The 12,442-nt window shown below is 44.4% G+C and carries 13 protein-coding genes; 7 read left to right on the forward strand and 6 right to left on the reverse strand.

Annotated elements, in window-relative coordinates; genetic code table 11:
* Window positions 1–78: 78 nt before the first annotated feature.
* Genes def through DWV53_RS04370 form a run of 3 tightly spaced genes read right to left on the reverse strand, consistent with a single transcriptional unit; the run spans window position 79 to window position 1,571 of the window.
* Window positions 79–636 (reverse strand): peptide deformylase, encoded by a 558-nt coding sequence (gene def, locus DWV53_RS04360; protein WP_118151875.1) that lies wholly within the window; start codon window positions 634–636, stop codon window positions 79–81.
* A complete protein-coding gene (gene ruvX / locus DWV53_RS04365; RefSeq protein ID WP_118151877.1) occupies window positions 636–1,049 on the reverse strand; it encodes a Holliday junction resolvase RuvX in 414 nt (137 codons plus the stop codon). Before ruvX ends, def begins: the two co-directional genes overlap by 1 nt.
* A gap of 36 nt (window positions 1,050–1,085) precedes the next feature.
* Entirely contained in the window at window positions 1,086–1,571 is a 486-nt protein-coding gene (locus DWV53_RS04370) for an SPOR domain-containing protein (protein ID WP_118151880.1), read from the reverse strand.
* 263 nt (window positions 1,572–1,834) lie between these two features.
* Between DWV53_RS04370 and DWV53_RS04375 the strand changes: the two genes are divergently transcribed.
* Genes DWV53_RS04375 through DWV53_RS04385 form a run of 3 tightly spaced genes read left to right on the forward strand, consistent with a single transcriptional unit; the run spans window position 1,835 to window position 2,695 of the window.
* Window positions 1,835–2,047 (forward strand): YtxH domain-containing protein, encoded by a 213-nt coding sequence (locus DWV53_RS04375; protein WP_006846877.1) that lies wholly within the window; start codon window positions 1,835–1,837, stop codon window positions 2,045–2,047.
* Between the two features lie 15 nt (window positions 2,048–2,062).
* The gene (locus DWV53_RS04380; RefSeq protein ID WP_118079144.1) at window positions 2,063–2,416 is read left to right on the forward strand and encodes a phage holin family protein; all 354 of its coding nucleotides are present in this window, start codon (window positions 2,063–2,065) and stop codon (window positions 2,414–2,416) included.
* Window positions 2,417–2,431: 15 nt separating this feature from the next.
* The gene (locus tag DWV53_RS04385; protein WP_118079087.1) at window positions 2,432–2,695 is read left to right on the forward strand and encodes a hypothetical protein; all 264 of its coding nucleotides are present in this window, start codon (window positions 2,432–2,434) and stop codon (window positions 2,693–2,695) included.
* Window positions 2,696–2,951: 256 nt separating this feature from the next.
* Here DWV53_RS04385 and DWV53_RS04395 read toward each other — a convergent pair whose 3' ends face one another.
* The 3 genes from DWV53_RS04395 to DWV53_RS04405 are packed head-to-tail and all read right to left on the reverse strand — an operon-like array spanning window position 2,952 to window position 5,714.
* Entirely contained in the window at window positions 2,952–3,731 is a 780-nt protein-coding gene (locus DWV53_RS04395; RefSeq protein WP_118151884.1) for an MBL fold metallo-hydrolase, read from the reverse strand.
* A 37-nt stretch (window positions 3,732–3,768) separates the two neighbouring features.
* Window positions 3,769–4,824, reverse strand: coding sequence for a UDP-N-acetylmuramate dehydrogenase (gene murB / locus DWV53_RS04400; RefSeq protein ID WP_118151886.1), 1,056 nt, complete (start codon window positions 4,822–4,824; stop codon window positions 3,769–3,771).
* Between the two features lie 32 nt (window positions 4,825–4,856).
* Window positions 4,857–5,714 carry a DUF4348 domain-containing protein gene (locus DWV53_RS04405; RefSeq protein ID WP_118151888.1) on the reverse strand — a complete coding sequence of 286 codons (858 nt, stop codon included), beginning with the start codon at window positions 5,712–5,714 and terminating at the stop codon, window positions 4,857–4,859.
* Between the two features lie 114 nt (window positions 5,715–5,828).
* On the opposite strand from DWV53_RS04405, the gene pheS reads away from it, so the two are divergent.
* The 4 genes from pheS (at window position 5,829) to DWV53_RS04430 (ending at window position 12,418) form a co-directional block, all read left to right on the forward strand.
* The gene (gene pheS / locus DWV53_RS04410; protein WP_118079092.1) at window positions 5,829–6,869 is read left to right on the forward strand and encodes a phenylalanine--tRNA ligase subunit alpha; all 1,041 of its coding nucleotides are present in this window, start codon (window positions 5,829–5,831) and stop codon (window positions 6,867–6,869) included.
* Window positions 6,870–6,901: 32 nt separating this feature from the next.
* Window positions 6,902–7,453 (forward strand): DUF3332 domain-containing protein, encoded by a 552-nt coding sequence (locus DWV53_RS04415; RefSeq protein ID WP_371833717.1) that lies wholly within the window; start codon window positions 6,902–6,904, stop codon window positions 7,451–7,453.
* An 810-nt stretch (window positions 7,454–8,263) separates the two neighbouring features.
* The gene (locus DWV53_RS04425; protein WP_118151892.1) at window positions 8,264–10,675 is read left to right on the forward strand and encodes a TonB-dependent receptor; all 2,412 of its coding nucleotides are present in this window, start codon (window positions 8,264–8,266) and stop codon (window positions 10,673–10,675) included.
* A 177-nt stretch (window positions 10,676–10,852) separates the two neighbouring features.
* Window positions 10,853–12,418 (forward strand): acyl-CoA carboxylase subunit beta, encoded by a 1,566-nt coding sequence (locus tag DWV53_RS04430; protein ID WP_118151893.1) that lies wholly within the window; start codon window positions 10,853–10,855, stop codon window positions 12,416–12,418.
* The last annotated feature ends 24 nt before the right edge of the window (window positions 12,419–12,442 follow it).

A 12,442-nucleotide genomic window follows, 5' to 3' on the forward strand; every position in this document is an offset into this window, starting at 1 on the left:
CCTATTGAATGTAGAATAAAAAATATAGTAAGCCCAATCGTCACGATTACCATGAAGCTTACTATATTTTCGGAAGAACTATCGACGTATCTTAGTACGATAGGCAGCACGGAAATTGCCCTTGATGATACTCTTGAGCTTACCTGCTATCATGTTCTTGCGAAGAGGAGACACACGGTCAACAAACATTGTACCCTCCAAATGGTCGAATTCATGCTGCATCACGCGAGCCAGATATCCCCCTATCCACTCATCATGTTCATTAAAATCCTCATCCATATACTTTACATGGATGCGTGTAGGACGAACCACCTTCTCATTGATACCAGGAATAGAAAGACATCCCTCTTCAGAAGAGTCGGTATTTTCCTCATCGAGCTCTAGGATATGGGCATTGATGAAAGCATGACGGAATCCTTTATACTCAGGGAAATCCTCGCTGAGCACATCCAGGTCGATAACAACGAGGCGGATAGGCAAGCCTATCTGGGGTGCAGCCAGTCCAATGCCGTTGCTGGAATCAAGGGTTTCATACATATTATTAATCAACACCTTGAGATCTGGATAATCAGGTGTAATATCTTCAGCCACTTTTCTCAGCACTGGCTGACCATAAATATAAATCGGTAAAATCATTATCTTCTTGATTGCAAATAATCCTGTAATATGATGGTAGCACTTATCTCGTCTACCAATCCTTTATTTTCTTTTCTCACCTTCTTCTTTACACCTCCATCTATCATGGCTCTATGTGCCAGAACTGATGTAAATCTCTCGTCATAATATTCAATTGGAATTTCAGGATGAGCCTTTCGCCAACGGTTGTAGAAGTTTTCTACTCTTGTCAGGTTTTCACTTGGCTGCCCGTTAGGTTGCATCGGTTTTCCGATAACAATGCGCTCCACCTGTTCTTTCTGAATATAAGTTTCGATATAAGTGAAAAGTTCATGTGTAGAAACTGTGGCCAACCCATTGGCAATAATCTGCAATGGGTCGGTCACAGCCAGTCCGGTACGTTTTTTACCGTAATCTATAGATAAAATTCGCATTAATCTACGGATATCTTATCCTTATATAATATCAGATTACTTCTTAAGGAGTAACCAAGCATCAGGATACTCACCAGCGCGAAGCTGATTGCGGCTCTTGACAGCAGCAGCCTTATCAGCAAATGTAGAAGCTACCACGCGATACATGTTACGCTCTGTGTTCAGGGCGATCTGAGCATCGTAGCCAGCGCTCTTCAATGTACTAGCCAATCCCTCAGCGTTAGCCTTGAGAGAGAAAGAACCAACTACTACGCTATAGCTTGACAAGCCAGAACCTGAGATGAGAGAAACATCCTCAGAACGAACAGTAGCATTATCAACCTCAGTCTGCTCATCAGAAGGAGCCTGAGTCTCGAGAGGAGCTACAACTGGTTCCTGAGCAACAGGAGCCTGAGCTGCCTGCTGTTCCTGCTGCTGAGCCTTCTCATATGCCTTCTTGTATGCACTTTCCTTAGATGTACCACAACTTGCGAGCGCCAAAACTGCGCACATTCCCATGCTTAATACTGTAATTTTCTTCATAATTCTTATTCGTTTTATTGTTTATTATTGTTGTTCATTCAATATAAATTTCGCATTATGCGTTTTTTACTCTGCGAAAATACAAAAAAATGCCCGAAAAACGAAGAATATGCCGCCTAAAGTTTGTTAAATAAGGCTATTAAAACATTTTTAATGAAAAATTAAGGCTAAAAGACTTGTTTTTTAAAGAGAATTTAGTATATTTGCATTGTCAAATGAAAATGACAAGAATATAATCGTTTAACGTTTAAAATTTATAGCATATGAAAACATTAGGTTACATTGGTGCTTTCCTCGGCGGTGCTATCGCTGGTACAGCACTCGGTTTGATTTTCGCTCCTGAGAAGGGTGAGGATACACGTAGTAAGATTGCAGGTGCAGTAGACGATTTCTGCAAGAAGCACGACATCAAGTTGAGCCGTAAGGACGTTGATGATCTGGTTGACGATATCAAGGACGCAGCTCCTGAGGTTTAATCATCACCTATCATGATGTTCTCTAACGATAAAAATGTAGAAACTATCGGGCAGCTCATTGAGGTGCTTAAACATTACATCGGGCTTCAGAGCGAATTTCTGAAGCTCGATATTGTGGATAAGGTGGTACGCCTGCTTACAGTCATCACCATGACGGTGGTACTCCTGGGCTTACTTACGCTTACCCTCATTTACCTATCCTTTGGCGCTGCTTTTGCATTGGCAGACTTAATAGGTAGTCTGACTTTCGGATTCTGCATTGTTGCTGCAGTATACCTATTTATATTAATATTATTTGTAATTTTCCGCCATAAGTGGATCGAGAGACCATTGGTCAGATTTCTGGCCAGCCTCTTAATGGAAAAATAACCTCCTTTTCGCAACATGACAAATCATTCAGAAATCACAAAATATAATTCCTTAAACGATATCCAACTCAAAAAAGAGGCGATACGCAAGGAAATTGATGCCGATGATGCCAAGATTCAGACTTTATGGAACTCGCTTTTCACAAAACCTGAAATCCTGTCACGCAATGCGAGTCCTAGCAAGCGACTGCAGAGTTTGCTGCAGGTGGGAGCAGGAGCATTCGACGGTGCACTGTTGGCTTGGAAACTTTACCGGAGATTCAAACCTCGGAAGAGATGAATCATATACCGTTTTGGGGAAAGGAAAGATGCCTTGGAAAAAGGTATTTTTCAGTCATCCAAAAAGGGGATAAAAACAAAAAAGGGTCGCCGCTGCGACCCCAATACCTTGTTAACCTTAAATCTAATACTATGAAAAACACACATGCAAATATAGAAATAATCTATGATACTCGCAAATTTTTCTTAGCAAAAGACTTATCAGTTCAATTTAATTAACTTTTACCAACCTATTTTTTAACCTTTTTAATAAAAATTCATCTATTTCCTACATATACCTCCATTCCATCGAAGCCAAATTCAAAGCCTTCGGGCAGCCTTTTATTCGCCTCATCGTGAAAACCTATCTGATGAGTCACATGGATAAAATAAGTATGTTTTGCTCCTATCCTGCGCGACACCTCAATAGCATCAGATACAAGCTGATGACTGTGATGTGTTTTCTCAAATCTGAGTGCGTTAATTACGAGTGTTTCCACACCTTCCAAATAAGCATATTCTTCATCACCCATAGATTTCATATCAGTAATATAGGCAAACTTACCAAACCGATAGCCGAGAATAGGCATCTTATCGTGCATCACACGGATAGGAAGAAACTCAATGTCACCTATCTGATAATGCTCATGCGGATGAATGGTATGCAATTTGAGTTTAGGAACTCCCGGATAGAGTTTTTCTGCATTCTTCGGAAAGCAGTAAGGCATCGTATGAGGCAGCCCCGCAGTAACGATTTCATCGCCATAGATATTAATATCACCAAAGATACAGAAAGGGCGCAAATCATCAATACCACCAACATGGTCGTAATGGATATGCGTAATCAGGACGCCATCTATCTTTCTGAAAGGCACACGCAACAACTGCTGTCGGATATCAGGTCCGGCATCTATCAGAATACGGGTATTCTCCGTTTCTATCATTGCTGCACTGCGCAATCTTTTATCATGCGGATCTGTACTTCGGCACACTTCACAGTTACATCCCAACGAAGGAACACCGCCCGATGTGCCTGTACCTAACAAAGTTACCTTCATTAATTATCAAATATTTTTCTGAAAACAACCGAATTCTTCACTTAACATTCACTTCCGGATGAATCTCTATGCCAAACTTCTGCTTCACATCCTCCTGGATGGTCTCACAGAGTTTTACGATTTCCTCGCCCGTAGCGCCGCCACGATTCACTAGCACCAGTGCCTGCTTATCATGCACACCGGCCCGTCCCAGACTCTTTCCCTTCCAGCCACACTGATCAATCATCCAACCAGCCGGAATCTTTTCATGAGAATCATCGATTGTATAATGAGGCATACCCGGATAAAGAGCAGCCAGTTCTTCGTACTTAGCCTTCTCTACAATAGGATTCATAAAGAAACTGCCTGCATTACCTAACACCTTAGGATCAGGCAATTTTGCCTCTCTAATTTCTATGATGACATCACGAAGTTGCTGGGCTGTAGGCTCAGCAATACGCTTAGCCTCGAGCGCAGAACGGATATTACCATAATCCAGATCCGGACGGAAGGTCTTCTGCAAACGGTAAATCACATGCGTCACCAGATACTTATCCTTCCACTCATGCTTAAATTTACTCTGACGGTAACTATACTCGCAGTCAGCATTATCAAACACCACTACCCTGCCCGTAGCTATCTCAACCGCTTCCACCTTATATATAATATCCTTGGCTTCCACACCATAGGCACCAATATTCTGAACCGCACTGGCACCTACTTCACCCGGAATAATACTCAGATTTTCAGCTCCATGATAGCCATGCTCTACGGCATAAGCTACCAAATCATCAAACACCTCACCACTACCACAGGAAAGGAATACCCAATCCGGATTGCACAAAGCATCATCCCCCTCTGCAGCTGCCAAAGTCTTGTTGTCAAGAACCTCAATACCCATAATAGCCGAATGGAGCACTGTACCAGCATAATCACCGGTCAGCAAGAGATTGCTACCACCGCCCAAAATGAGCAGTGGCTGATCTGCCTCTGTCAGCAAGCCCACTATCTGTCGGGCTTCCTCTACCGATTCATACTCCAGAAATCTGCTGCATTTAGCATCAATCCCGAATGTATTGTGAGCCAAAAGGCCATAGTTACGAATATCCTTCATATCTGATTAAACTATTACTACTAACTAAAAAGCTACATATTCAGTTTGATCAGTTCCCATTTTCCTCCATTTTTTTTGAAAGTAAGAGAGGTTTCCATACCATTGGCGATACCACGAATCACGAAGATTTTCTGGTTGCTCTCGGTATATTTCTGACCATAGATTACATTGTAAATCATGCCGTGAGGCAGTTGAGGCGCAAAGGCAGGCCATGTTTCCGGTTCTATATCGCCTGTCATCGTACTGAAATCATCATCAGGATCAGGACCGGTAAACTTCACCGGATTATGGATGTGGCGAGCCTGGAAAGCGGTATCAGTAGCAAAATGGCCGTAAAACTTCAGGAAACTGGCATTATTATTCTGATACATAGGCACGTAGCAGATGCTAGTCATCATCCACTGACCATTGATGCGATTAAACACAAACTGCTGAACTGTCTTTCTACTATAGAACACCTTTTCTATTACTACATGATCGATAGTAGTATCCTTCATCAGTTTCATCTGTTTCTGATTATCAAAGATCAGCGTGTAATAATCCTGGCGCATGAAGAAATGCTCCATCTTCCAATGTTTTTTTTCTATCTTCTTGGTCAATTTCTTACCGTGATATACCGGCAGCGGGAAGACAATACGACTTTTCTGCAACTTTCTGTTAGCTGCAAAATTAAACACGAAATCATCAAAAAGCTCGTCAGCCGCCTTTGGCATCGGAGTCTCCTCTATCAGCTGTTCTGTAGAGTCCATCGCTTGGGTGTCGGCAATCACCGAGTCGGATGAAGCCGAATCAATGGCAGGCGCAGGCTTCTTGTCTGTACATCCCACAGACGTGAAACAAACGATGGTAAGCACCGCCATTAACACCGTTAATAAACAGAGTTTTTTCATAAACCTATTAAATTTCTCAAATTTTCCATGCAAAAGTACAACTTTCTTTTGAATTATTTCATCTTTTAACCAAAAAATGTTATCTTTGCAGTCAAAAAAGATAAAAATATAGATATGTTATTAGAAAAAATAGACGAACTCTTGAAAGAAGTGAGCACTTTGACTGCCCAAAACGCAGAAGAAGTAGAGCAGCTTCGAATCAAGTATCTGAGCAAAAAGGGCGAGATTAACGCCCTTATGGCCGACTTCCGCACAGTGCCAGCCGACCAGAAGAAAGAGGTTGGAGTAAAAATCAACGAACTGAAGAACGCAGCCCTTGAGAAGATCAACGGACTGAAGGAGCAGATGGAAGAAGCCGAGGCATCAAGCGATGATATCGACTTGACCCGTACCGCCTACCCTGTAGCACTCGGTACCCGCCATCCACTCACCGTAGTGAAGAATCAGATTATCGACATTTTCGCTCGCATGGGCTTTACCCTTTTCCAGGGTCCTGAGGTAGATGACGACAAGCACGTATTTACGATGCTCAACTTTGCTGCCGACCACCCAGCTCGCGATATGCAGGACACCTTCTTTATAGAGAAGACCAACTCTGACGATGTTACCAAGAATGTGCTCCTCCGCAGCCATACTTCAGGCGACGAGGCTCACTATATGGAAACCCATGAGCCACCTATCCGTGTGCTCTGCCCAGGCCGCGTTTACCGTAACGAAGCTATCAGCGCCCGCGCTCACTGTTTCTTCCATCAGGTAGAAGGTCTCTATGTAGATAAGAACGTAAGTTTCACCGACCTCAAGCAGGTGCTCCTTACCTTTGCCCGTGAGATGTTTGGTGCAGATACCAAGATTCGTCTCCGTCCTAGCTACTTCCCATTCACAGAGCCTAGTGCCGAGATGGATATCTCCTGCAACATCTGTGGCGGTAAGGGTTGCAACTTCTGCAAGCATACCGGATGGGTTGAGATTTTAGGTTGCGGTATGGTTGACCCTCATGATCTTGAGGCTTGCGGTATCGACAGCAATGTCTATACGGGTTATGCCTTCGGTATGGGTGTTGAGCGTATCACCAACTTGAAATATCGCGTGAGCGACCTTCGTCTCTTCTCTGAGAACGATACTCGTTTCTTGCGCGAGTTTGAGTCTGCGAAGTAAAAGATACTCAACATATAAATTAATTTATGACTATGAAGAAAAATTTAACTAAACCTGTCATCGCAGTCCTGCTGGGCGCCTTGACATTCAGTTCTTGCATCGGCTCATTTGGTCTGACAAATTCCGTACTTGACTGGAACAAGAGAGCAACAGACAACAAGTTTGTAAACGAGATTATCTTCGTGCTTATCTCTCCAGCTTACGCAGTATGTTCATTTGCAGACCTTCTCGTTCTCAACTCTATCGAGTTCTGGACAGGCAACAAGGTGATTGGCCAGGTAGGAACTACTAAGGACGTAATGGGTAAGGATGGTCGCATGTATGCCATCAAGACATTGAAGAATGGCTACGAGATTACCGACCCAGATGGTGAGAAATCATACTTTGTGTTCGACAAGAAGCACAAGAGTTGGTCATACAGCAAGGATGGCGATATCCGTGAGCTTTTCAGCTTCAACGAGGATGGCAGCATCCAGGCTTGCCTGCCAAGTGGCGAGAAGATCAACGTCCCAGCAGATGCCAATGGTTTATACCAGGTTCGCATGGCTATGAATGATGGTTTGTTCTATGCATTCAACAAGTAAATAATCATAACAATTCCAGCCCGATAAAAGTGACTTTTATCGGGCTTTTTTATAATCTCCTTTCTCTTTTCCTAAGCAAGTTCATAGTTCTCCGTTCCCAACCAAACTCTCCTTAAAATGCCAAAATGCAAAAAAGTGTTTAATACAAAACAAGAAAGTACCTTCACCACCCTTCACCCGTAACTCTCTGACCATCAAAAGAATCGCCAAAAAGGTGAAGGGTGAAGGTTTGAAAACTCTTTTTTATATATACGCGTGAAGGGTTAGGGTAAAAACCGAAAAAAAGACCCTAGGGTCAAAAATCGGAAAAACCCTAAAAAAAGAATATAATATAAAGATTAAAAATACACCCTTCACCTTCACCTCACAAAAATCACATCCAAAATTCTGTTCTGCATGCAACAGAAAATCATCTGCAGCAATCTGTGCCGGGATATATAATCAGGAGAAAATTCTCTTTCGGAGATATCATTTTATCCTTCGGAGATATTTTCCTATTTATCGGAGATATTATTTTATCCTTCGGAGATAATTTTCTATACTTCGGAAATATTTCTTCGAATTTCAAGATAAGGCATAAAAATATAATTTTCGCCAACTTTATTTCCCGAATCCACACAATTGTCACAAATCGCATAGCTATGAAACAGAAAAGAATGTATCTTTGCTGCATCAATCATAAAGGTTGATGTAGTTATGGTCTCGTCATGACTGCCAAATCGGGCTGACGCAAATGCATTACAACCAGTGACATTCATCAAAACTTGCAACCATCTACAATATTTTTCAGTTTCTCTCGTTAATAAAAGTATGAAAAATAGATTATTGATACTCACAATATGCCTCATCGCAACCATTAAGATGATGGCGCAGGAGTTTACCCTTCACGGCAAAGTGGTAGACGAGAACAACCAGCCACTGGAGTTTGCTATCGTTTCGGTGGCTAGCCAGGGAAAGACTGCCGTTACTTCGCTCAAGGGAGACTATAGCCTCAAACTGCATTCTGCAGACAGCGTGGTAGTCAAATTCTCATATATCGGTTTCAAGACAAAAACAAAAGTGCTGAGAAGACCGCGAGGAAAACAAACCCTGCAGGTGGTACTTCGCGAAGCATCTACCACCCTCGATGAGGTGAATATCAAGGGAGAGAAAATACAGTCGGACCAGATACAGGAACTGAAGACTAAGGACATGAAGATGACGCCATCTGCCAACGGAAATGGGGTGGAAAGTCTGGTTCAGCAACAGGCAGGCGTGAGTACCCATAACGAACTCTCTTCGCAATACAATGTACGTGGCGGAGCCTTCGATGAGAACTCCGTATACATCAACAACGTAGAAGTATTCCGCCCATTCCTGGTTCGCAGCGGACAGCAGGAAGGCCTCTCCGTCATCAACCCTTATATGGTAGATAAAATCGGTTTCTCAACCGGAGGATATGCTGCCAAATACGGAGACAAGATGAGTTCGGCTCTCGACATCACCTACAAAACCCTGAAAGCAAAAAGCAAGAAGCCGGTGGTTGAAGGCAGCCTGGCTGCCAGTCTGCTGGGTGCTGACGCATACATCGGTCTGGGAACCCAGAAACTTTCATGGCTCAACAGCGTGCGCTACAAAACTACCTCTTACCTGCTCGGTTCGATGGAAACCAAAGGCGAATACAAGCCAAACTATCTGGACTATCAGACTTATCTGAGTTACCAGCCCAACAAACGCTGGAAGCTTGACTTCATAGGCTACATCTCTGATAATCACTACAACTTCGAACCGGAAGACCGAGAAACGAAGTTCGGAACAATGGAAAACGTAAAGAGCTTCAGAGTATATTTTGACGGTCAGGAGAAAGACCGTTTCCTCACCTACTTCGGTACACTCGGCATTACCCGCCAGTTTACAGCCAACACCAGTCTCTCGCTTCTGGGCAGTGCTTTCTATACCAAGGAACAGGAGAAATATGACATTCAGGGACAATACTGGCTCGACGAAACCGAGACCTCAGAAAACCTGGGTGTAGGTACCTATTTCGAACATGCCCGAAACTATCTCACAGCCCGCGTGATGAGTGCCAAACTGATGCTCAAGCACAAGGTGAAGAAACATCAGATGGAGGCCGCAGTAAGTCTGAAGCGTGAACATATCGAGGAGAATTCAGTAGAATATGAGATGCGTGATTCCGCAGGATACAGTATTCCGCACAATGGCAAAGACCTCTATATGGTTTATTCACTGAAGGCTCGCAACGAACTGAATGCCAACCGAATGGAAGCTTATATCCAGGACACCTACCATTTTTCGGGAGGAACAGCCGACAGTACCGGGAACGGTCAGACACATTACACCCTGAACTATGGTATCAGAATGAGTCATTGGAACTTCAACAGAGAAACCATTGTGAGTCCTCGTCTGTCGCTCGCCATCATACCAGCCAACCACGAGAATACAACTCTCCGTTTTGCGGCAGGTCTGTATTATCAGGCTCCATTCTTCAAGGAATTGAGAGATACATCTACGGTGAACGGCATAACCATCGCATCGCTGAACGAGAAAATCAAGAGCCAGCGAAGCATCCACTTCATCGCCGGCTACGACTATAGGTTCAAGCTAGGAGACCAACGCTATAAATTCTCTGCCGAAGCCTATTACAAGGCTTTGGGCAATCTGGTTCCTTATTCGGTTAGTAACGTGAAGGTAGTTTATTACGGACAGAACGAATGCAGCGGTCATGCAGCAGGACTCGACTTCAAACTCTACGGAGAATTTGTTCCGGGTACCGATTCCTGGCTCAGTCTTTCGCTCATGGATACCAAGATGAAACTGGGCGGCAAGAGCATCCCTTTGCCTACCGACCAGCGCTATGCCGTAAACCTCTTCTTCACCGATTATTTCCCGGGCAGCAAGAAGTGGCGCATGTCTTTGAAACTCGCCTTTGCCGATGGTCTTCCTTTTGCAGCACCTCACAGAGAGCTGGAGACCAACAGTTTCCGTGCCACCGCCTATCGCCGTGCAGATATCGGTATGAGCTATCAGCTGCTCGACAACAGCCGCCGGGAGAAGAAGACCTTCCTGAAGAATGTGATGCTGGGGGTAGATTGCCTCAACCTCTTCGGCATAGACAACGTAAACAGCTATTACTGGGTGACAGATGTAACCAGCCAGCAATACGCCGTACCTAATTATCTTACCGGCAGACAGCTCAATGCCCGCATTCTTTTGGAATTTTAGGACCAAATAATAGTGATTTTTCACATTATTCTAAATATTTAACCGTAGATAGTTCGCTATCTGCGGTTTTTTTCGTATCTTTGCGCCCGAATTATGCGATGACGGTTCGTCCGTTCATCCCATGGATTCAGGAAACCATTCTATAAAGAATAAAGAAATAATACATAATAATCAATTATGAGCAAACAAGTAGAAAAGATTAAGGAGCTGATCGCTAAGCGCGAACAGGCTCGTCTTGGCGGTGGCGAGAAGGCCATCGAGAAGCAGCATGCACGTGGCAAATATACCGCTCGTGAGCGTATCGAAATGTTGGTAGATGCCGGCAGTTTCGAGGAGTATGATATGTTCAAGTTGCATCGTTGCACTAACTTTGGCATGGAGAAGAAGCAGTACCTCGGTGATGGTGTTGTAGCTGGTAGCGCTACTATAGCCGGCCGTCTGGTTTACGTATATGCTCAGGACTTCACCGTAAATGGTGGTTCACTCTCTGAGACTATGGCACAGAAGATCTGCAAGGTAATGGATATGGCTATGACTATGGGTGCACCTGTTATCTGCATGAACGACTCAGGTGGTGCTCGTATTCAGGAAGGTATCTGCGCCCTCGCTGGTTATGGTGAGATTTTCGAGCGCAACATCCTCGCTTCTGGTGTTATCCCACAGATTTCTGCTATCATGGGCCCTTGCGCCGGTGGTGCCGTTTACTCTCCAGGTTTGACCGACTTCATCATCATGAAGGAGCAGACTTCTTACATGTTCCTGACTGGTCCTAAGGTTGTCAAGACCGTAACTGGTGAGGACATCGATGCAGAGCACCTCGGTGGTGCATCTGTTCACGCAACCAAGAGTGGTGTAACCCACTTCGCTGCTAAGACTGAGGAAGAGGCTATCGAGATGATCAAGAGCCTGCTCTCTTACATCCCTAGCAACAATACAGAAGAGGCTCCACGCATTGAGTGCACAGACCCTATCGACCGCATGGACGATACTCTGAACGAGATTATCCCAGACGATCCAAACCAGGCATACGATATGTATAAGGTGATTGGTGCTGTAACCGATAACGGAGAGTTCTTCGAGGTTCAGCCTAAGTTCGCCAAGAACATCATCACAGGTTTCGCCCGCTTCAATGGCCAGAGCGTTGGTATCGTAGCCAACCAGCCAGCAGCTTACGCAGGTGTACTCGATGTAAACGCTAGCCGCAAGGCAGCCCGCTTCGTTCGTTTCTGCGATGCCTTCAATATTCCTATCGTATCTCTCGTTGACGTACCAGGATTCTTGCCAGGTACAGGTCAGGAGTACAACGCTGTCATCCTCCACGGTGCACAGTTGCTCTACGCTTACGGCGAGGCTACCGTGCCAAAGATTACTATCACATTGCGTAAGAGCTATGGTGGTAGCCACATCGTGATGGGTTGCAAGCAGTTGCGTGCCGACTTGAACTTCGCTTGGCCATCTTCAGAGATTGCTGTAATGGGTGCCAGCGGTGCCGTTGCCGTTCTCTGTGGTAAGGAAGCTAAGGCTAAGAAGGAAGCTGGCGAGGATGTTAAGGCATTCCTGGCTGAGAAGGAGCAGGAGTATACTGACAAGTTTGCTAATCCATATCAGGCAGCTCAGTATGGTTACATCGATGATGTCATCGAGCCACGTAACACCCGTTTCCGCATCTGCCGTGGTTTGGCTCAGCTCGCTACCAAGCGTCAGAGCTTGCCAGCTAAGAAGCATGGCTGTATGCCAATGTAATGATATAATTAAACATTAGAATAA

The sequence above is a fragment of the Segatella copri genome, from assembly GCF_003465495.1.
GTDB classification, from domain to species: domain Bacteria; phylum Bacteroidota; class Bacteroidia; order Bacteroidales; family Bacteroidaceae; genus Prevotella; species Prevotella copri_G.

What these genes read in the sequence shown, in the direction of transcription:
- DWV53_RS04405 (WP_118151888.1), bottom strand. Translation starts at nt 5,714, where the DNA reads ATGAAAAAACTCTGTTTATTAACGGTGTTAATGGCGGTGCTTACCATC.
- DWV53_RS04425 (WP_118151892.1), top strand. Translation starts at nt 8,264, where the DNA reads ATGAAAAATAGATTATTGATACTCACAATATGCCTCATCGCAACCATT.
- DWV53_RS04395 (WP_118151884.1), bottom strand. Translation starts at nt 3,731, where the DNA reads ATGAAGGTAACTTTGTTAGGTACAGGCACATCGGGCGGTGTTCCTTCG.
- DWV53_RS04430 (WP_118151893.1), top strand. Translation starts at nt 10,853, where the DNA reads ATGAGCAAACAAGTAGAAAAGATTAAGGAGCTGATCGCTAAGCGCGAA.
- pheS (WP_118079092.1), top strand. Translation starts at nt 5,829, where the DNA reads ATGTTATTAGAAAAAATAGACGAACTCTTGAAAGAAGTGAGCACTTTG.
- def (WP_118151875.1), bottom strand. Translation starts at nt 636, where the DNA reads ATGATTTTACCGATTTATATTTATGGTCAGCCAGTGCTGAGAAAAGTG.
- DWV53_RS04370 (WP_118151880.1), bottom strand. Translation starts at nt 1,571, where the DNA reads ATGAAGAAAATTACAGTATTAAGCATGGGAATGTGCGCAGTTTTGGCG.
- murB (WP_118151886.1), bottom strand. Translation starts at nt 4,824, where the DNA reads ATGAAGGATATTCGTAACTATGGCCTTTTGGCTCACAATACATTCGGG.
- DWV53_RS04415 (WP_371833717.1), top strand. Translation starts at nt 6,902, where the DNA reads ATGAAGAAAAATTTAACTAAACCTGTCATCGCAGTCCTGCTGGGCGCC.
- DWV53_RS04380 (WP_118079144.1), top strand. Translation starts at nt 2,063, where the DNA reads ATGTTCTCTAACGATAAAAATGTAGAAACTATCGGGCAGCTCATTGAG.
- DWV53_RS04375 (WP_006846877.1), top strand. Translation starts at nt 1,835, where the DNA reads ATGAAAACATTAGGTTACATTGGTGCTTTCCTCGGCGGTGCTATCGCT.
- DWV53_RS04385 (WP_118079087.1), top strand. Translation starts at nt 2,432, where the DNA reads ATGACAAATCATTCAGAAATCACAAAATATAATTCCTTAAACGATATC.
- ruvX (WP_118151877.1), bottom strand. Translation starts at nt 1,049, where the DNA reads ATGCGAATTTTATCTATAGATTACGGTAAAAAACGTACCGGACTGGCT.